The organism is Nocardioides sp. Z38_18 (assembly GCF_058215695.1).
This window is the reverse complement of sequence record NZ_JBZAJE010000003.1, coordinates 56,791-76,290: the sequence shown is the minus strand read 5'-3', so window position 1 is coordinate 76,290 and position 19,500 is coordinate 56,791. Positions and strand designations below refer to the sequence as shown.

At 71.5% G+C, this 19,500-nt stretch carries 16 protein-coding genes and 1 pseudogene; 9 read left to right on the top strand and 8 right to left on the bottom strand.

What is annotated here, in order from left to right; genetic code table 11:
* Positions 1 to 15: 15 nt before the first annotated feature.
* The 4 genes from dusB to AC4BGC_RS19675 form a co-directional block, all read right to left on the bottom strand.
* Positions 16 to 1,128: a tRNA dihydrouridine synthase DusB gene (gene dusB / locus AC4BGC_RS19690; protein ID WP_490557301.1), complete on the bottom strand. Its 1,113-nt coding sequence runs from the start codon at positions 1,126 to 1,128 to the stop codon at positions 16 to 18.
* A gap of 59 nt (positions 1,129 to 1,187) precedes the next feature.
* The gene (locus tag AC4BGC_RS19685) at positions 1,188 to 1,913 is read right to left on the bottom strand and encodes a hypothetical protein (protein WP_490557300.1); all 726 of its coding nucleotides are present in this window, start codon (positions 1,911 to 1,913) and stop codon (positions 1,188 to 1,190) included.
* Between the two features lie 71 nt (positions 1,914 to 1,984).
* Positions 1,985 to 3,382, bottom strand: a complete 1,398-nt coding sequence (locus AC4BGC_RS19680) for a glycine--tRNA ligase (RefSeq protein ID WP_490557299.1) — start codon at positions 3,380 to 3,382, stop codon at positions 1,985 to 1,987.
* A 61-nt stretch (positions 3,383 to 3,443) separates the two neighbouring features.
* On the bottom strand, positions 3,444 to 3,758 hold the full coding sequence (locus AC4BGC_RS19675; protein ID WP_490548532.1) for an antibiotic biosynthesis monooxygenase family protein: 315 nt from the start codon (positions 3,756 to 3,758) through the stop codon (positions 3,444 to 3,446).
* 95 nt (positions 3,759 to 3,853) lie between these two features.
* Here AC4BGC_RS19675 and AC4BGC_RS19670 point away from each other — a divergent pair, with 95 nt between their 5' ends.
* The 4 genes from AC4BGC_RS19670 to AC4BGC_RS19655 are packed head-to-tail and all read left to right on the top strand — an operon-like array spanning position 3,854 to position 7,010.
* Entirely contained in the window at positions 3,854 to 4,807 is a 954-nt protein-coding gene (locus AC4BGC_RS19670) for a metal ABC transporter substrate-binding protein (protein ID WP_490557298.1), read from the top strand.
* Entirely contained in the window at positions 4,804 to 5,610 is an 807-nt protein-coding gene (locus tag AC4BGC_RS19665; RefSeq protein ID WP_490557296.1) for a metal ABC transporter ATP-binding protein, read from the top strand. The genes AC4BGC_RS19670 and AC4BGC_RS19665 overlap by 4 nt, the downstream gene beginning before the upstream one ends.
* Before the next feature lies 1 nt (position 5,611).
* Complete coding sequence (locus AC4BGC_RS19660) at positions 5,612 to 6,610, top strand: metal ABC transporter permease (protein WP_490557294.1); 999 nt, start codon at positions 5,612 to 5,614, stop codon at positions 6,608 to 6,610.
* Complete coding sequence (locus AC4BGC_RS19655) at positions 6,597 to 7,010, top strand: Fur family transcriptional regulator (protein ID WP_490548528.1); 414 nt, start codon at positions 6,597 to 6,599, stop codon at positions 7,008 to 7,010. Before AC4BGC_RS19660 ends, AC4BGC_RS19655 begins: the two co-directional genes overlap by 14 nt.
* Positions 7,011 to 7,161: 151 nt before the next feature.
* Here AC4BGC_RS19655 and AC4BGC_RS19650 read toward each other — a convergent pair whose 3' ends face one another.
* Entirely contained in the window at positions 7,162 to 7,938 is a 777-nt protein-coding gene (locus AC4BGC_RS19650; RefSeq protein ID WP_490557293.1) for a crotonase/enoyl-CoA hydratase family protein, read from the bottom strand.
* 25 nt (positions 7,939 to 7,963) lie between these two features.
* Positions 7,964 to 9,820 (bottom strand): AMP-binding protein, encoded by a 1,857-nt coding sequence (locus tag AC4BGC_RS19645; RefSeq protein ID WP_490557292.1) that lies wholly within the window; start codon positions 9,818 to 9,820, stop codon positions 7,964 to 7,966.
* A gap of 99 nt (positions 9,821 to 9,919) precedes the next feature.
* On the opposite strand from AC4BGC_RS19645, the gene AC4BGC_RS19640 reads away from it, so the two are divergent.
* The 4 genes and pseudogenes from AC4BGC_RS19640 to AC4BGC_RS19625 all read left to right on the top strand — a co-directional run bounded on the left by AC4BGC_RS19640 (position 9,920) and on the right by AC4BGC_RS19625 (position 14,569).
* Positions 9,920 to 11,095, top strand: a complete 1,176-nt coding sequence (locus AC4BGC_RS19640; RefSeq protein ID WP_490557290.1) for a thiolase domain-containing protein — start codon at positions 9,920 to 9,922, stop codon at positions 11,093 to 11,095.
* Positions 11,061 to 11,255 (top strand): annotated as a pseudogene (locus tag AC4BGC_RS19635) (zinc ribbon domain-containing protein); the annotation flags it as partial. The gene AC4BGC_RS19640 and the pseudogene AC4BGC_RS19635, both read left to right, overlap by 35 nt.
* Before the next feature lie 15 nt (positions 11,256 to 11,270).
* Positions 11,271 to 12,785, top strand: coding sequence for a 3-hydroxyacyl-CoA dehydrogenase NAD-binding domain-containing protein (locus tag AC4BGC_RS19630; protein ID WP_490557599.1), 1,515 nt, complete (start codon positions 11,271 to 11,273; stop codon positions 12,783 to 12,785).
* Positions 12,782 to 14,569, top strand: coding sequence for an acyl-CoA dehydrogenase family protein (locus tag AC4BGC_RS19625; RefSeq protein WP_490557288.1), 1,788 nt, complete (start codon positions 12,782 to 12,784; stop codon positions 14,567 to 14,569). The genes AC4BGC_RS19630 and AC4BGC_RS19625 overlap by 4 nt, the downstream gene beginning before the upstream one ends.
* A gap of 36 nt (positions 14,570 to 14,605) precedes the next feature.
* On the opposite strand, the gene AC4BGC_RS19620 is transcribed toward AC4BGC_RS19625, so the two are convergent.
* Positions 14,606 to 15,757, bottom strand: coding sequence for an acyl-CoA dehydrogenase family protein (locus AC4BGC_RS19620; RefSeq protein ID WP_490557287.1), 1,152 nt, complete (start codon positions 15,755 to 15,757; stop codon positions 14,606 to 14,608).
* 50 nt (positions 15,758 to 15,807) lie between these two features.
* Positions 15,808 to 18,768, bottom strand: coding sequence for a crotonase/enoyl-CoA hydratase family protein (locus AC4BGC_RS19615; RefSeq protein ID WP_490557286.1), 2,961 nt, complete (start codon positions 18,766 to 18,768; stop codon positions 15,808 to 15,810).
* 103 nt (positions 18,769 to 18,871) lie between these two features.
* Here AC4BGC_RS19615 and AC4BGC_RS19610 point away from each other — a divergent pair, with 103 nt between their 5' ends.
* On the top strand, positions 18,872 to 19,492 hold the full coding sequence (locus AC4BGC_RS19610) for a TetR/AcrR family transcriptional regulator (protein WP_490557285.1): 621 nt from the start codon (positions 18,872 to 18,874) through the stop codon (positions 19,490 to 19,492).
* Positions 19,493 to 19,500 lie beyond the last annotated feature (8 nt).

Here is a 19,500-nt window from a genome sequence, read left to right as displayed (position 1 = left end):
CATCCGTCGTGGCGGTCAGCCCCCGGAGGTCTCCGAGGCGTCCTCGCGCAGCACCAGGCGGGTGCCGTCGGTGTCCTCGAGCCAGCCCTCGGGAAGGGCCACGCGCTTGCGCTGACTCCCCTGGCGGCCACGCGGTGCCCCCAGCGCGGAGACGGGGAACTCGGCGCCCGGGTCCAGCTGGGCCCGCAGCTCGTCGATCTCGGCCAGCGTGGTCGCCAGCGCCAGCTCGCGTCGCAGGTCACCGCCCACGGGGAACCCCTTGAGGTACCACGCCACGTGCTTGCGGAACTCCTTGCAGCCGCGCTCCTCACCCATGTGCTGGCACAAGAGCTCGGCGTGGCGACGCATCATCGCGCTGACCTCCCCCAGCCGCGGGAGGCTCGTGGGCTCGGCTCCCCCGTCGCCCGGGCCCGCGAACGCGGCGGCGAGGTCGCGGAACAGCCAGGGCCGCCCCAGGCACCCGCGACCGACCACGACACCGGCTGCCCCGGTCTGCTCGACCATGCGGATCGCGTCGGCCGCCTCCCAGATGTCCCCGTTGCCGAGCACCGGGATGTCCACGTGCTCGACCAGGCGGGTGATCGCGTCCCAGTCGGCGACGCCGGAGTAGCCCTGGATCGCCGTACGCCCGTGCAGGGCGATCGCCGCGGCCCCGGCCTCCTGGGCGATCCGGCCGGCGTCGAGGTAGGTGAGGTGGTCCTCGTCGATGCCCTTGCGCGTCTTCATGGTCACGGGGACGTCGTAGCGCGCCGCGGCCCGGACGGCGGCCTGGAGGATCTCGCCGAGCAGCGTGCGCTTCCACGGGAGTGCTGCGCCGCCGCCCTTGCGGGTCACCTTGGGCACCGGGCACCCGAAGTTCAGGTCCACGTGCGCCACGCCGTACTCCGCGCACAGGATCTCGGTGGCCCTGCCGACGTACGCCGGGTCGGTGCCGTAGAGCTGCACCGAGCGCACCGTCTCGGCCTCGTCGAAGACCAGCATCTTGCGGGTGGTCTCGTCGCCCTCAACCAGCCCGCGGCTGGTGATCATCTCGCAGACGTAGAGGCCGGCCCCCTGCTCGCTGCACAGGCGGCGGTAGGCGGCGTTGGTGATGCCGGCCATCGGGGCCAGCACCACCGGCGTGGCCACCTCCAGCGGCCCGAGTCGCAGGGTGCGGGGGCGGTCCTCGGTGAGGGGGGTCGACGTGCTCAGGGCTGCGCCTTCTTCTGGGCCTTCTTCTGGGCCTGCTTCTTGGCCTTCTGCTGGGCCCGCTGCTGGGCCTTCTTCTGGGCCTGCTTCTGGGCCTTCGTCAGCACCGGGGGCTGCACGGTGCCCTTCCAGGTGATCGGCTCGAAGGCCTGCAGCGGCCGGTAGCTCATCTCCTCCAGCGTGCCGGCTTCCGGCACGAAGTAGACCATGCAGCCCTGGTAGGTCTTCCCCGCGCCGAAACCCTCGGGCAGCGGCGTGGAGGGGCACCGTGGGAAGGGGGTGCTGAACGAGGAGGGGCGGATCAGCGAGTTGGCCTGGTCCACGGCGTACAGCGGGACGCCCATGCGGCTGAGGTCGCCGGTGCCGACGTTCTCGACCCGCACCCGCACGTAGTAGGGACGCGACTTCTTGGTGGCGTCGTCGAGCTGGAAGGCCGCGAAGTCGGCGAGCTGCCCGGTCTGCACCGAGTCGACGGTCAGCGACAGGACCGAGCTCCGCTCGGTGTTCGGCTCGTAGGCGACCACCGCCGACTGGGCGAACCCGAGCTTGGTGCCCGCGGCGGTGAGGGTGACCCCGTCGGGGACCTCCACGTTGCCCGTCGGCAGGACCGCCTTCGGCTTCGCATCGGAGCCCTTGCCGTCACCACCGCCGCACCCCGCGAGGACCAGAGCGGGCGCGAGCAGGACGGCGGCGAGGCGCATGCGGGAACGACGAAGTGAACTCACGCGCACATTGTGCCTCCCGCGGGACGGGAACGCCGAACTTCAGCGCACCCGGCCCCGACGCGTCGGGAAGCTCAGCAGCCGATCAGGCGCTCGGCGAACCAGCTGCGCACACCCTCCAGGGAGATGCGCTCCTGAGCCATCGAGTCACGCTCGCGGACGGTCACCGCTCCGTCCTCGAGGGTGTCGAAGTCCACGGTGACGCAGTAGGGGGTGCCGATCTCGTCCTGGCGGCGGTAGCGGCGCCCGATCGCACCGGAGTCGTCGAACTCGACGTTCCACAGCGCGCGCAGCTCGGCAGCGAGGTCCTTGGCCTTGGGGGTCAGTGCCTCGTTGCGGCTCAGCGGCAGCACCGCGACCTTCACCGGCGCCAGCCGCGGGTCGAGCTTGAGCACGGTGCGCTTGTCGACCCCGCCCTTGGTGTTGGGCGCCTCGTCCTCGGTGTAGGCGTCGACCAGGAACGTCATCAGGCTGCGGCTCAGCCCGGCGGCCGGCTCGATCACGTAGGGGTAGTAGCGCTCGTCTGCGGCCTGGTCGAAGTAGGACAGGTCCTGGCCGGAGTGCTCGGCGTGGGTCTTGAGGTCGAAGTCGGTCCGGTTCGCGATGCCCTCGAGCTCGCCCCACTCGGACCCGGCGAAGTTGAAGCGGTACTCGATGTCGACGGTCCGCTTGGAGTAGTGGCTCAGCTTCTCCTTCGCGTGCTCGTAGTGGCGCAGGTTGTCGGGGTTGATGCCGAGGTCGGTGTACCAGCGGGTGCGCTCGTCGATCCAGTACTGGTGCCACTCCTCGTCCTCGCCCGGCTTGACGAAGAACTCCATCTCCATCTGCTCGAACTCACGGGTGCGGAAGATGAAGTTGCCCGGGGTGATCTCGTTGCGGAAGCTCTTGCCGATCTGGCCGATGCCGAACGGCGGCTTCCGACGCGAGCTGGTCACCACGTTCTGGAAGTTCAAGAAGATGCCCTGCGCGGTCTCGGGGCGCAGGTAGTGCAGCCCGGACTCGTCCTCGAGCACGCCGAGGTAGGTCTTGAGCAGGCCGGAGAACTGGCGCGGCTCGGTCCACGCCCCGCGGGTGCCGCAGTTGGGGCAGGCCAGCGTGGAGAGATCGACCGAGTCGGGGTCCTCGATGCCCTTCTTCTCGGCGTACGCCTCCTGGAGGTGGTCGGCGCGGAACCGCTTGTGGCACGACTGGCACTCGGTCAGCGGGTCGCTGAAGGTGGCGACGTGGCCCGAGGCCTCCCAGGTCTGGCGGGGCAGGATCACGCTGGAGTCGAGGCCGACGACGTCCTCACGGGCCTGCACCATCGAGCGCCACCACTGGCGCTTGATGTTGTCCTTGAGCTCCACGCCCAGGGGGCCGTAGTCCCAGGCCGACCGGGTCCCGCCGTAGATCTCGCCGCAGGGATAGACGAAGCCCCGACGCTTGGCGAGGGAGACGACGTTGTCGACGGCGGACGGGGGCGGCTTGGCCAAGGTGGTGCTCCTGTAGATCTCGGGGGGAAGCCCGCAGTCTAACGAGGTGCCGGCGCCGCGCTCACCCGAGTTCGCGCGGCCACGACTCGTTGAGCTCGCCGTCGAGGGACTCGTAGGCCGACGGCTCGTCGATCGCCCTGCTCAGCAGCTGGACGGCCCCCATCTTCACCTCGTACGTCGACAGCGCCCGCCGGTAGCTGCCCACGTTGCGCCAGCGCGTGACCATCGTCCACAGGGTGGGGTCGTCGACGTTGCGGCCGAGCTGGCCCTCGACGTACCCCTTCTGCTGCGCGAGCACTGCGTACGCCGCCTCGAGATCGGCGCGGAACGAGCCCGCGTCCTCCTCGGGCACCCGGAACCTGTTCACGACCAGCACGCGGTCGACCCTACGCAGGGGCCTCGGCCAGCGACGAACCGGTTTGGGCGCCGCGGGCGACAGCGCCCTCGTTTTGACAATGATTTTCATTAGGGATGACAATGGTTCTCATGAAGAAGGTCGTGATCAGCGCCGTCACCGCGGCAGCGCTCTCCCTGAGCGGCTGCGCCGCGTTCTCCGACGCGGGGCCCTCCTCGGACGAGGACCTGCAGGTCGTCGCGGCGTTCTACCCGCTGCAGTACGTCGCGGCACGAGTCGCCGGCGACCGGGCCGAGGTGTCCAACCTGACCAAGCCCGGCGGCGAGGCCCACGACGTGGAGATCCCCGTGCGGGAGAGCGCGTCGATCGTGGACGCCGACCTCGTGGTGTACCAGCGCGGCTTCCAGCCGGCGGTCGACGACGCCGTGGACCAGAACGCGACCGGGCGCACCGTCGACGCCGCCGAGGTCGCCGACCTCGAGGAGGTCGAGCACCACGGCGCGGACCACGGCGACGAGGGCGACGAGGGCCACGAGGGCCACGACCACGGCAACCTCGACCCGCACTTCTGGCAGGACCCGCTCCGGATGGCCGAGGTCGGGGACGCGGTGGCCGAGCAGCTCGCGAAGGCAGACCCGGACGGCGCGGCGGCGTACACCGCGAACGCGAAGGCGCTGCGCGCCGACCTCACCAAGCTGGACGAGGACTACCGCGCCGGGCTCGAGAACTGCCAGCGCTCCACGGTGGTGGTCCCGCACGACGCGTTCGGCTACCTGACGAAGTACGGTCTTGAGATGGAGCCCATCGCCGGCCTCTCCCCCGGCGCCGAGCCCACTCCGGCGGACCTGGCCCGGTTGCAGCGGCTGATCCGCAGCGAGGGGCTGACCACCGTGTTCACCGAGCGGCTGACCAGCCCGCGGCTGAGCAAGTCGCTGGCCGAGGACATGGGGGTCAGGACGGCGGTGCTCGACCCGCTCGAGGGCCTCAGCGACGAGACCGCGGACGAGGACTATCTCTCGCTGATGCGAGCCAACCTCGCCGCGCTGGAGGAGGCGAACTCGTGCCGGTGAGCGGACCTCCGGTGGACCTCGAGGGTGGCGCGGTCGCGATCGGTGGCCGGCCGATCCTGCGCGACGTCGGCATCCGGGTCCAGGACGGCGAGTTCGTCGCCCTGATGGGAGCCAACGGCTCGGGCAAGTCCACGTTGGTGCGCGCGCTCACCGGGCTGCTGCCGCTCTCCGCAGGGTCGCTGCGGCTGTTCGGAACGCCTTTCGACTCCTTCCACGACTGGTCGCGGATCGGCTTCGTCCCCCAGCGCTCCGGCGCCACCTCGGGCGTCCCCGCCTCCGTGTGGGAGCTGGTCGCGTCCGGCAGGCTGAGCCGGCGAAAGCTGCTGCGCCCGCTCTCCCGGACCGACCGCGCCGCGATCACCGAGGCGATCGAGGTCGTGGGGCTGACCGAGAAGACCAAGGACGGCATCTCCCAGCTCTCCGGCGGGCAGCAGCAGCGGGCCCTGATCGCGCGCGCCCTCGCCGGGCAGCCGGACCTGTTCTTCCTCGACGAGCCGACGGCCGGTGTCGACCTGGCCAACCAGGTCGCGCTGGCCGACGCGCTCCGCGTGCTCAAGGAGCGCGGCGCGACCATCGTGCTGGTGGCCCACGAGCTCGGCCCGCTCGCTCCCCTGATCGACCGCGCCGTGGTGATGCGCGACGGCCGGGTGGCCTACGACGGCGCCCCGCTCGGCGACCACGAGGTGCACGACACCGTGTTCGCGGAGCCGCACACCCATCACCACCACCCGCTGCAGGACCACGACCACCTGCCGCGCCACGACCACGCCCCCCACGTCGCCTCTCCCCTGGAGAGTGACTGAGATGGACCTGTTCAGCTACGGCTTCATGCAGCGGGCCCTGCTCGCCGCCCTGTTCACCGGGCTCGCGGCGCCGGCCGTCGGCACCTACCTCGTCCAGCGGCGGATGGCGCTGATGGGCGACGGCATCGGGCACGTCGCGGTGACCGGGGTGGCCCTCGGTCTGCTCACCGGCGCCTCCCCGACCTGGACCGCGGTGGTGGTGGCGATCCTCGGCGCGGTGCTGATCGAGGTGATCCGCGAGCGTGGACACACCAACGGCGACGTCGCGCTGGCGCTGCTGTTCTACGGCGGCCTGGCCGGAGGTGTGCTGATCACCGGTCTCGGCGGGCAGAGTGCCGCGCGGCTCCAGGAGTACCTCTTCGGCTCGATCACGACGATCTCCCCCGGTGACGTGCTCGTCACGATGGCACTGGCCGTGGCCGTGATCGTGCTCTGCGTGGGGCTCGCTCCCCAGCTGTTCTCGGTCGCGCACGACCAGGAGTTCGCCCGTGTCTCGGGCCTGAAGGTCCGCGCGTACAACCTCCTGGTGGCCGTGCTCGCCGCGGTGAGCGTGACCGTCGCCATGCGCACCGTGGGGCTGCTGCTGGTATCGGCCCTGATGGTGGTGCCGGTGGCGACCTCGCAGCAGCTGACCCGCTCGTTCCGCACCACGCTCGGGGCCGCGATGGTGCTGGGCACGCTCGCCTCGGTCGGTGGGCTGGTGGTCTCGGCGTTCCTCAGCGATCACGCCACGGTGGCTCCCGGTCCCACGATCGTGCTGCTGTCCCTCGCGGGGTTCGTCGCCACCTGGCCGATCGGGGCCTGGCTGCGTCACCGCGCGCGGCTGCACGCACCCTTCGCCGCGGAGGCAGGCGAGGACCACTGCACGGCCGACGAGCAGCACGAGCACGACCACGGCCCGGCCTGCGGCCACCCGGCGGTCGAGCACGGCGATCATGTGGACTACATCCACGACGGACACCGGCACGCTCCGCACGGAGGGCACTATGACGAACACTGACCCCACCCTGATCCGGGGCGCCTCCGCCGGTCGACCGACCCGACAGCGCCGCGCCATCGCCGCTGTGATGGCGACCTTCGACGACTTCCGCAGCGCCCAGGAGATCCACGGGCTGCTCTCCCAGCAGGGCGAGCAGGTGGGACTTTCCACCGTCTACCGGGCGCTGCAGGCGCTGGCCGAGGCCGGCGAGATCGACTCGCTGCGCACCGAGTCCGGCGAGAGCATCTACCGTCGGTGCAGCGGCACCCACCACCACCACCTGGTCTGCCGCTCCTGCGGCGCCACCGTCGAGGTCGAGGGCCCCGCGGTCGAGAAGTGGACCCGCTCCGTGGCCGCCGAGCACGGCTTCTCCGACGTCAGCCACACCCTGGAGATCTTCGGCACCTGCGCCACCTGCTGACCCACCCGCCGACACGTCCCATCTGAGAACCCAGACCCCGCCGACACGTCACAGCTGAAACCCCGAGTCGCGCCGAGACGTCACAACTGGAAGAGCCGGGCGGGGCGAAGCGCCCTGGGCCCCGCGGTGTCGAGCCCGACCGACGTACGGGCTACTGCGACCGCTTGCGCCCGTCGAAGAACTCCGTGATCCGGCCGGCAGCCTCGGCGCCTCCACGGGTGCCGCGGGCGACCATGCTCTCGGCGAAGAGCCCCTCGGCGATCCCCATCTCCTGGATCCGGGGGATGCCGTTGATGATCGCGTAGTTCGCCATCGGCGGATTCTCCGCGATCTTGCGGGCGAGCTGCACGGCCCGCTCAAGCCCGGCTCCGGCCTCCTCCGCGTAGTGGACGAGCCCGACAGCGAGGCCTTCGGCCCGGTCGACCACACGGCCGGTCAGCATCATGTCCACCACCCGCGATGCGCCCATGATGCGCGGGATGCGGACCGACCCACTGCCGCCGAGGAAGAGGCCGCGCTGGGGCTCCGGGAGCTCGAAGAACGTGGAGGGCTCAGCGACCCGGAGGTGGGTGGCGCTCGCGAGCTCGAGTCCCCCGCCGATCACTCCGCCCTTCAGCACCGAGATCACCGGCACCTCGCCGAACTGGATCAGGTCGAAGGCGCGGTGCCACCGGCGGGACCGCCGCAGACCGTCCTGGGGATCAGGCGAGCGAGCCGACATCAGCTCCTTGAGGTCGAGGCCGGCGCTGAAGTGGTCGCCCACGGCATGCAGTACGACGGCGCGGCATCCCTCGGGGGGACGCTCGAAGAACTGCTCCAGCCCGCGCACCATCTCGTCGTTGATCGCGTTGCGTGCACGGGGCCGGTTGAGCGCGACGGTGACGATGTCGTCGGTGCGTTCGATGGCAATGAGGTCGGTCGTGGTCATGTCGTGTCCTTGATGTCGTGGTCGGTCAGGAGTCGATCGCGATGACGGACGCGGACACGTGGTCGGCGAAGAGCTCCGCGACCTCCGCCCGTCGCCGTTCCAGGACGGCGCGCTGACTGACGTTGCCCTTCTCGCTCATCTCGCCCGCGGCCCGGTCCGGAGGCTCGCTCAGGAGGAGCAGTCGGCGTACCCGGGTGCTGGATCCCGGGTGTGCCTGGTTGTAGGCGGCCAGGCTCCGGACCAGCTCGGCACGCACCTGGTCCGAGCTGCTCGGGTCGATGCCTTCTCCGAACTGATCGCGGCAGGCGTCAGCGTTCAGCCAGCCGAGCAGGGCGACGTAGGGCTGGTCGGCACCGGCGACGACCACGTCGCGCAGGAGCGGCGCAGCAGCCTCGAGTACGGCGAGCCGCAGCTCGTCGACCCGCACGAACGTGCCGGACTGGAGCTTGAACTCCTCGCTCACCCGGCCGGCGTAGGCGATTCCCTGGTTGGGGTCCTCCGGGTCGACCCACGTCGCCGCGTCGCCCATGAGGAACCACCCCTCCTCGTCGCGCATGTGCTCGGTGAGCTCCGGCTGCCCCAGGTAGCCCGGGGTCACGGTCTCGCTGCGCACCCGGACCTCGTAGCGGTCGGCGCCGAGCGGGACGAGCTTGAGCTCGATCCCGGGCTGCGGCAGGCCGATCAGGCCCGCACGCTCGCTCGGCCAGTGCACGAAGGCGCAGGCAGCCGTCGTCTCGGTGGACCCGTAGCCGGACCCGAACGGGATCCGCAGGCCGGTGTGCGCCACCGCGTGCTCCTGGAAGCGCGTGTAGATCTCGTCGGGCAGGCGAGCTCCGGAGTACGTCGCGCGGGTCAGGCGGGCGAAGAAGTGCCGGGCGAGCTCGGGGTCGGCGTCCATCGCGTCGACCAGCATCCCGAACCCCAGCGGCATGCTGCTGAAGCTGGTGGGAGAGATCTCGCGCAGGTTGCGCAGGGTCTCGCCGAACTCCGCCTCGGTGGGCCGTCCGTCGTCGATGTAGAGCGTGCCGCCTGCCTCGAGCACGCGGTTGAAGATGGCCGTCCCGCCGGCCACGTGGCTCCACGGCAGCCAGTCGATGCTCACGGGAAGGTCGTCACCGGGGCGCCGGGCGATCAGCATGGAGTTCGAGGCGATCGCCGTGACCAGCATCCGCTGGGTGACGATGACCGCCTTCGGCACCCCGGTCGACCCGGAGGTGAACTGGTACTTCGCCACCGTGTCCAGGTCGATGGCGGCGATCGAGCTCTCCACCTCGGAGGTCGGCGCCGTCTCCGCGAGTCGAGCGAACGGCACGTGCTGCGGGTCCGCCGCCCCGTCGACGGCCACGACGATGCGGCCTTCGCCGACGAGCGCGAGCGCGTCCGCGACAGCGGCGGCGTCCTGCACGAACAGCACCGCCGGATCGACGAGATCGACCATCGCCTGCAGCTTTGCGTGGTCACCTCCCTGGGCGGCGTACGCCGGGGTGACGGGCGCGTACGGCATCCGGGCCTGCATCGCGGCGAGCTGGACCACCGCGTGCTCGCGCGAGTTGCCGCTGAGCACCATCACCGGCCGGCCTGCGACCCCGAGGTCGAGGAATGCCTGCGTCAGTGAGTCGACCTGGCGGAGCGCGTCGCCCCAGGTGAGCGTGTGCCAGGCCCGATCCGCCCCGCGCCGTTGGGCGATCCAGACCCCGTCCGGTCGGGTGCGGCCGTTGCGGCGAAGCAGGGACGGCACGTGGTCGACGCGGTCCACGAGGGGCACCCGGCTGCGCACCAGCAGGCAGCCGTCGGCCCGCTGCTCGGCCTCGATGTCGCGCTTGAGGAAGGGCAGCTCTCGGAAGGGTGCCGGCGACGGCGTGACGGTGCGTGCGACTGACATGATCGAGACGCTAGTGAACGGCCACAGGAGGCACTGACCTTCTATCACCCAACGGGATACGTGCTGCGCGAGCGATGAGGCGCCCCTAGCGTCCCTGACATGCCCCAAGCAACGACGCCCTCGACGTACGTCGCAGGCATCTTCGAGCACCCGATCCGGCGGGCCGTCCACGAGACGGTCGCCGATCTCCACACCGATGTCGCGCACGGCGCGCTTGCGGACGCGGGGCTGACCCTTGCCGACGTCGACGGGTACTTCTGCGGTGCCGACGCACCGGGCCTCGGTGGCGCGACCATGGCCGACCACCTCGGCCTGGACCGGCTGCGGCACATGGACACCACGGAGTCCGGCGGCTCGTCGTACCTGCTCCACGTGCGTCACGCCGCACAGGCGATCGCCGACGGGAAGTGCGATGTCGCACTGATCACGATGGCCGACACTCCCCTGGCTCGAGGCGGCGGCCTCGGCCTCAGTGGCGTCGACGCCTCCGCGGTGCCCAGCGGGCCCTACACCGCCGGCCTCCCCAAGGGACCCATGTACGCCTACGGGATGGTGGCCCGCCGTCACATGCACGAGTTCGGGACCACCCCCGAGCAGCTCGCGTGGGTCAAGGTCGCGGCCTCCCACCACGCCCAGCACAACCCGAACGCGAAGCTGCGCGACGTCGTCACCGTCGAGGACGTGCTCGCCTCCCCCATGGTCGCCGACCCGCTGCACCGGCTCGACTGCTGCGTGGTCACTGACGGGGGCGGCGCCCTGGTGCTCGTCCGCGACGAGATCGCACGTGATCTCGCCCGGCCCAAGGTGCGCCTCGCCGGCTCCGGCGAGGCCGTCAAGCACCCGCACGGCGGCACCGGCGACCTGGTCACCTCGGCGGGAGCTCGCTCGGGTCCGGCGGCCTTTGCGGAGGCCGGGATCTCGCCCGCCGACATCGGGTACGCCTCGCTCTACGACAGCTTCACGATCACGGTGATCGTCCAGCTCGAGGACCTGGGCTTCTGCGCGAAGGGCGAGGGCGGCGCCTTCGTCGCCGACGGCAACCTGATCTCGGGCCAGGGCACGCTCCCGTTCAACACGGACGGCGGCGGACTGTGCAACAACCACCCCGGGAACAAGGGGGGAATGCCCAAGCTCCTCGAGGCGGTACGACAGTGCCGCGGCGAGGCGCATCCCGCCGTACAGGTCGAGGACCGCGAGTTCGTCCTGGCCCACGCGACCGGCGGCATGATCGCCAGCAGCCATGTCTCGGCAACCACCATCTTCCAGGCGGAGTAGACCCATGCGCAGGAAATCCCGATCCACCCACCCTGCGCCCGTTCGTACGGCGCACGACGAGCCGTACTGGGAGGGGACCGCGCAAGGCGTGCTCTCCTTCAAGCGCTGCCAGGACTGCGATCGACCCCATTGGTACCCGCGCCGCCGGTGCCCCCTGTGCGGTTCGGACCGAACCGTGTGGGAGGCCGCGAGCGGCACCGCCACGCTGTACTCCTACTCGATCGTGGCCCGCTCGCGACGACCGCGTGCGGCCGCGATCGTCGAACTGGCCGAGGGCCCCCGGATGAGCACGGTCCTCGCGGACTGCGACGTGCACGCGATCTCCATCGGCGAGGAGCTGCGGGTCGGGTTCGAGGAGGCCGAGGACGGCTCGGCGCTGCCGTACTTCACCACCGTGGCGGCGGATCGAGCGCGCGAGTACGCCGCCGAGTCCCTTGCGATGTCGCGGACCGTTCCGGACGTCGACCTGGCACTGGCGCGCGAGGTGGCCGAGGTCGGAGTGGTGGGCGCCGGCACGATGGGCACCGGGATCGCGAAGGCCCTGCTGGCCGGTGGGGCGCAGGTCACGCTCGTCGATCCCGACGGCCCGGCCCGGGAACGCGCGCAGGGCGACATCGAGGCCTACCTCGACCGGCTCGAGCTGCCCCGCACAGGCTTGCGCATCGAGGACGCGATCTCCAGCCTCGGCGAGGCCGACCTGGTGATCGAGGCGGTCTGGGAGCAGCTCGCCCTCAAGCGGTCGGTGCTGGCCGAGCTGGCGGCCGCGACCAAACCCGACTGCATCCTGGCGACCAACACCTCCAGCCTCGACCTGGACGACCTGGCTGAGGCGTCGGGACGCCCCGATCACGTCGTGGGGCTGCACTTCTTCAGCCCTGCCCACGTGATGAAGCTGGTCGAGGTGGTGCGCGGCCGATCCACCGACGCGGCCGTCCTGGCCACCGCGATGGAGCTGGTACGCCGGGTCGGCAAGACGCCGGTCGTCGTCGGGGTCTCCCCCGGGTTCGTGGGCAACAGGATGATGTTCGCCCGCAACCGCCAGGCCGAGGCCCTGCTCCTCGAGGGCGCCTTCCCCGAACAGGTGGACCGGGTCGTGCGCGAGTTCGGGCTCCCGATGGGTCCCTACGAGATGCTCGACCTCGGCGGCGGGATAGAGCTGAGCTACCGCCGCCGGCAGGAGACCGGCGAGGAGAAGTGGCTGGTCGACGAGCTCTACCGCCGCGGCCACCGCGGTCAGCGCACCGGTCGCGGCTACTACCGCTACAAGGAGGGTGACCGCACCCCCCGCCCCGACCCCGAGGTGTCCGCCGTGGTCATCGAGGCCTCGGCGCGCGCCGGAGTCGAGCGGCGCCGCATCCCCGACGCCGAGATCGCCGATCGCCTCATCCTGCCGATGATCAACGAGGCGGCCCTGCTGATCGAGGCAGGAGTGGTCAACCGGCCGAGCGACGTCGACGTGGTCTGGCGTCACGGCTACGGCTGGCCGGACTGGAAGGGCGGCCCGCTCCACTACGCCGACCAGATCGGGATCGGGACCGTCGTCGACCGCCTCAGGCAGCTCGCGGCACAGCACGGTGAGGGCTTCACGCCCGCTCCGCTGCTCGTGCGCCTGGCCGAGGCCGGCGCCGGCATCCTCGACAGCACCCCCGGCCCACACGAAACGACCACAGAGGGGTCACCCGCACAGTGACGACGTACCGATTCCCGCTCGCAGACTGGCTCTTCGTCCTCAAGGACCTCCTCCACATCGACGAGCGCCCGGACCTCCGTGGGCTGGAGGACGTGACCGCCGACGACGTGCGGGACCTCCTCGGCGAGGGTGCCCGCTTCCACGAGGAGGTCCTTGCCCCGCTGAACCTCGCCGGCGACCACGAGGGTGCACACCTCGTCGACGGCAGGGTGCGCACGCCCGAGGGCTTCCCCAAGGCCTGGGACCTGTACCGGCAGGCCGGGTGGCACGTCCTCAACGTGCCGGCAGACATCGGCGGCGGTGGTCTCCCGAGCGTGGTCACGCTGGCGCTCGGCGAGCTGCGCAGCGCGACCGCCCAGTCGTTCGCGATGTACGGCGCCTTCTGCGGCGTGGCCGGGACCATGATCGCTGCCCTGGGCGAGGACTGGATGCGCGCTCACGTGGTGCCGCGCCTGGTGGGCGGCGACTGGACCGCGACGATGTGCATGACCGAGAGCCAGGCCGGGTCCGACCTCAAGGAGCTGCGCACCCGTGCCCAGCAGGAGCCTGACGGCACCTGGCGGATCCGGGGCGAGAAGATCTTCATCTCCGGCGGTGACCACGACCTGACGGAGAACATCGTCCACATCGTGCTGGCCAAGGTCGTCGAGCCCGATGGCACGGTGGCCGAGGGACTGGCCGGCGTCGGCGTCTTCCTGGTCCCGGCGCGCGAGCTCGACCCGGCCACCGGGGCACTGGGTGGACCGAACGGTGTCCACGTCGACGCCATCGAGCACAAGATGGGCATCGAGGGCAGCGCCACCTGCGCGCTGCGCTTCGAGGGCGCGGTCGGCTGGCGGATCGTGGATCCCGCCAAGACCGGCGTAGCGGGATCGATGGGCCCGATGTTCTTCCTGATGAACAAGGCGCGGCTGGGCACGGCGCTGTCCGGCATCGCCTACTCCGAGCTGGCCTACCAGTACGCGAGCGCCTACGCGCACGAGCGGCTCTCCGGACGTGCACCCGGCGGCGCACGACGACCGGACCTCCGCGCAGACCCGCTCGTCGTCCATCCCGACGTACGCCGGCTGCTGCTGTCCACGCGCGCCTTCGCCGAGGGCGGCCGTGCCCTGGCTGCGCGGGTTGCGCTCTGGCAGCTGGAGGCCGACTCGATCGGCTCACCGGTCGCCGCCGACCTGGTCAAGCTGTTGTCGCCGGTGCTCAAGGCGTACTTCACCGACAAGGGGCTGCAGTCGACGGTGGACTGCCAGCAGGTGCTCGGCGGACACGGGTACATGCGCGACCACCCGGTCGAGCAGTGGGTGCGGAACTCGCGGATCGGCCAGATCTACGAAGGCGCCAACGGCATCCAGGCACGTGACCTGGTCCGCAACCGGCTGGTCTCGCGCAACGGGAGCACCACGGACGCGTTCTTCGGTGTGATCGACTCGTTCCTCGCCGCCGCACCCAGCGACCTGGTCGAGCTCGCCCCGCTGCTCGGACCGATCAGCGAGGCCACGGTGGAGCTGCGCAAGGCGGTGGCGATGATCGCCGAGGTCGACGAGACGGAGGCGACCGCGGTCTCCTACGACCTCCTCACCGCGCTGGGCACCCTGGCCGTCGCCTGGACCTGGGCGGAGTGCGTCGTCGCCGCAGCCGCCACCGGCGACGACCAGCTGCTCGCCAGCAAGTCCGCGCTCGCCCGGATCTGGATCGAGCGCGAGCTCCCACTGGTGGAGGCCCTGTGCAAGCGCATCCAGTACGGCGGCCGCGCGCTCACCGACCCGCTCGACGCATGGATCTGAGCGGGCCGGACGAGCGCTGCCGCCGTACCGGGTGGGTCAGTAGCCGAGGAGCTTGGCCGCGAGGTCGTTGAGCACCTCGGTGGCTCCGCCGCCGATGCCGAGGATGCGGGCGTCGCGGTAGTGACGGTCGATCTCCGACTCGCGCATGTACCCGGCGCCACCGTGGATCTGGACGGCCTCGCTGACCACCCACTCCACGGTCTCGACGGCGGTGTTCTTCGCCATCAGGGCATCGAGGATCACGTCGGGGTCGGTGACCGAGCGCTCGACCGACTTCTCGATGGCCGCGCGCGTGAGCGTGCGCGCCGCGGACGTACGACGGTGCATCTCCACCAGCTTGTGCCTGATCACCTGGCGGCTGACCAGCGGCTTGCCGAAGGTCTCGCGCTCCTTGGCGTAGCGCACGGCGAGGTCGAGCGCGCGCTGGGCGGTGGCGTAGCCCTGGAGGGCGAGACCGAGGCGCTCGTTGACGAACTGCTGCATCAGCAGGATGAACCCGCCGTTCTCCTCCCCCACCAGGTTGGCCGCGGGGACGCGGACGTCGGTGAAGCTGAGCTCGGCGGTGTCGGAGCAGTGCCAGCCCATCTTGCGCAGCGGGCGGGCGACCTCGAACCCGGGAGTGCCCTTCTCGATGACCAGCAGGCTGACCCCGCCGAAGCCGGACTCGCCGGTGCGCACCGCGGTGGTGACGAAGTCGCCGCGCACCGCAGAGGTGATGAAGGTCTTCGCGCCGTTGACGACGTAGTGGTCGCCGTCGCGGACCGCGCGCGTGGTGATGTTGGCGACGTCGCTGCCGCCGCCGGGCTCGGTGACGCCGAGCGAGCCGATCAGGTCGCCGGCCAGGGTCGGCCGGACGAACCTGTCGATCAGGTCGGGGTTGCCGCTGTCGATGATGTGCGGGACCGCGATGCCGTGGGTGAACAGCGACGCGATCACGCCGGCGCTGCCGCCTGCCTCGATCACGGCCTCGGTGACCACGGCCGTGTCGATGGCGTTGCCGCCCTCGCCGCCGACGGCCTCGTCGAACCCGACGCCGAGGATGCCCGCGGCCGCGGCGCTCTTGCTCAGCTCGCGAGGCAGCTGCCCCTCGTCCTCCCACTGCGCGAGGAGCGGGACGATCTCGCGGGTGGTGAAGAGGGTGACGGCGTCGCGAAGTGCCTTGCGTTCGGGGGTGTTCCAGGCGTCCATGGTCTGCTTCCTTGCTGGTTCGGTTCGGGTGGGGTGAAGGTCTGGTTGGGTCAGCGACCGGTCCAGCGTGGCTCGCGCTTCTCGGCGAACGCGGCCACGCCCTCGCGGGCGTCGTCGGAGAGCAGCACGGGGCTGGCCAGCTCGCTCTGGCGGGCGAATCCCTCGTCGGCGGTCCAGGTGGGTGCGGTGTCGACGACGTGCTTGCCGACGCTGACCGACAGCGGCGCGTTGGCGGCGATCCGGCGGGCCAGGTCCAGCGCGGTGGGCAGCGCCTCTCCGTTGGGGACCACCGAGTTGACCAGCCCGAGCGCGGCCAGGCGCTGGGCAGGCAGCGGGTCCCCGACGAGCGCGAGCTCCAGGGCGACTGCGCGGGGCAGCCGGGTCGCCGTACGCCACAGGCCGCCGGCGGCGGCGAGCAGGCCGCGCTTGACCTCCGGGAGGCCGAAGGTCGCGTCCTCACCGGCCACGATGAGGTCGGCGCACAGGGCGAGCTCGAAGCCTCCCGCGAGCGCCGGTCCCTCGACGGCGGCGATGGTGGGCTTGGTGGGCGGTTCGGCGGTGAGCCCGAGCGGCCCACGGCGATCGGTCACCGGCATCTCGCCCCGGTTGGCCGCAGCGAGGTCCATCCCCGCGCAGAACGTGTCGCCGGCTCCGGTGAGCACGATGACCCGGACGCCTCCGTCGGCCTCGGCGTCGTCGACTGCGCGCTCGAGCAGCTGCGCGGTGAGCCGGTCGATGGCGTTGCGCGCCTTCGGGCGGTCCAGCGTGATCACGAAGACCTCGTCGCTGTCGCGGTGGGTGCGCAGCGGAGCCGCCGGCGGCTCCGGCAGCGGCTGGCGCTCGTCACCGAGCACCACCCGGTCGTCCTCGATGCGGATGCTGCGCCGCAGCGGGTCGGTACCGATGAGCAGCGCCACGTCCTCGCGGCCCTCGCGGCGCAGCAGCACCCGCTCACCACCGGGCGTGATCGCGGAGACGATCGCCGCCTCGGCGTGGCCGCTGCGGTCGTGCGGCACGGTCACCGCCTCGACGACGGCGGCGTCGTCGAGCTCGGTGCGGACCGGACGGGAGGCGGGTCGCTCGAAGGCCGGCTTGAGGTGCTCGAACCGGGCCGTGGGCGGCTTGGCCGAGTAGATGCCGATGGCGTGCTTGGTCGCGTACCAGCCCAGTGAGCTGGACAGGCCGTACTGCTCCGGGCTCTCCCGCAGCATCGGCACCATCGTGGAGACGGCGTGCAGGCCGTAGTTGTTGCCCGGTCCACCGGCGGAGGTGAGCCCACCGGTGACGCTGAGCGGACGGTCGGGGTCCTGCCAGGGCAGGCCGAGGGCCTGCGCCCCGAGCTGCACCGCTGCCGGGAAGCAGGAGTACAGGTCGACCGGGCCGAGGTCGTCGACCCCGATCCCGGCGTGCCCGAGCGCCGCGGCACCTGCGGCGGCGATCGCGGGCGAGCTCGCGAGGTCTGCTCGCTCGGAGACGAACCACTCGTCGGTGGCCGAGGCGCCGGCGTGCAGGAAGACCCAGCGGTCCTGCGGCACCCCGAGCGCGTGCGCGGCGGCGACGCTGGTGACGATGGCGCCGGCAGCGAGGTCGACCTGCAGGTTGGCGCACATCAGCTTGGTGTACGGGTCCGAGACGGCACGGTTGTCGGGGGTCGCCGTGGCGATCTCCTCGGCGCTCCGCTCGGTGGGGTCCCACGCGAACGGGTTGCCGGCCGCGACAGCGCTGTTGCGGGCCCAGAGGTCGGCGATCCGGGCCCGGTGCTCCTCGGTCGAGGTGCCCGCAGCGCCACGCAGCGCCGACTCGATCAGGGCGTAGACGTAGATGGGGGCACCGAGCCCGACGCTGGTCTCCCGCTCGTTGTTCGCGGGCCGGTCCACGCCGATGACGCGGTCAGGAGCGGCGTCGTCCGGCTGGCGGGTCCAGTCGGGCTCGCGGCCGTCGCGCTGGAGGGCCGCCACGGTCGCGCCCGCTTCGGCGCCGCTGACCAGGACGACGTGCGCCTTCCCGTCGGCGACCTGCTGGGCGGCGTCGTTCAGGGAGAGCTGGCCGCCGTCCCCGCCGTACGGCGAGGTCTGCACCGTGCCCGCCTCCTCGGCACCGACCAGCCCGGCGACCAGGCCCGCCTGGTCGGGGTAGGTCCACGAGGCACTGGGCACGGCGTAGACGAGGTCGGCCCGGGCCAGGACGTCGGCCTGCGCTCCGGAGTCCGCTGCGGCGGCGCGAAGGGCCTCGACGGCCATCGCGACCGGCTCCACCGGGTTCGTCAGGTCAGGGGTACGCCGGACGACCTGCCCGACGCCGATCACAACCGGGGTCGAGGGCTCCAGCAGCTGCCCGGTGCGTTCGTGGAGGACCGGCTCGTCGGCGATCCGCGCCCGGCCTCCCCCGCCGTCCACTAGACCGGAGAGGACCTCGAGCGACTCGGTGAGCGCGGTCTCCACGCTGCGTACGGCGGTCAGGCCGACCGGTCCGCGCACGGGCGGTCCGTCCAGCGCTCCGTCGAGGCGCACGGCCGTCCCGGTGGGGGTCGCGAGCACCGTGCACCAGAGGCCGACGGTGATCCCCATCGGTCCGGTGCCGCGCAGGTCGAAGCCGCTCTCACCGGCCTCCTGCACCCGCCAGCGCACCTGCGCCGGGATGTCCATCAGCTTGATCTGCTGGACGAACTCCTCACCCGACGCCATCCGGGAGGCACGCTCCCCGCGCCAGGACAGGTGCAGCGTGAGCCACTCGTGGGCCCGGTCCAGGTCGGTCACCAGGTCCACGACCGTCTCCGGGGTCGCTGCGACGAGTCGTTGCGCGTGCACCTGTCGGGCGTACTCCGCAGCGCCGGCGGGCGTCGGGACGGACACCTGCTCGGCTCCGGTCGGGTCGCCCGCAGCGCCGACGCCGACAGCGGTCCGCACCCTCTGGGTGAGGTCCCCAGCAGCGATCCGGGCGGTCTGCGTGAGCACGGGCAGCAGGGTGCGGGCGGAGGCGATCACGGTCTTGCCGCGTCGAGGACCAGGCATGTTCGTCAACTTTCCGTCCGATCAGACTGTTTCGCACATCATGCTCGGCCGCTCCCAGTTCGCGCAACCCGGGGTCGGCCTCGACCGGGGATAGGGTCGGCGCATGGCGGCCCCCCGACGTACCCAGCAGGAGCGGTCTGCCGCGACCCGTGCACTGCTGCTCGAGGCTGCCTACGAGTGCCTGCTGGAGGGCGGGTACGGCGCCACCACCGTCGGCGCGGTCCAGCAGCGAGCCGGCGTCGCGCGCGGCACCCTGCTCCACCACTTCCCCACTCGCGGCTCGTTGATGGCCGGTGTCGTCGAGGACATCATCGAGCGCCGATTCGCGGTGCTCACCACGCCGGTGGACGACGTCCCTGCGGCGAGCTGGGACGAGCTGGTCGACCTGGTCTGGGACGAGCTCCAGGAGCCTGCGTTCACGGCCGCACTCGAGCTCTGGGTCGCGGCCCGGACCGACGCGGATCTGCGTGAGGCCCTGCTCCCGCTCCAGGAACGGATCTTCGGGACCGTCCACCGCAACGTCACCCGCCTCGTCGGCGCCGAACGCCCGCAGACGACGATGCTCGTGCAGTTCACCATCGACCTGCTCACCGGCTCCCACCTCTCCGGCATCCTGGCCCCGCGTGCCGGGACCTCCGAGGTGATCCAGGCCTGGAAGCAGGCCCTGCGGATCCTGGGAGACGCGGACGTCGCCGAGGTCAGCGCGACAAGTCGAGAACGCTGAAGAGAGCC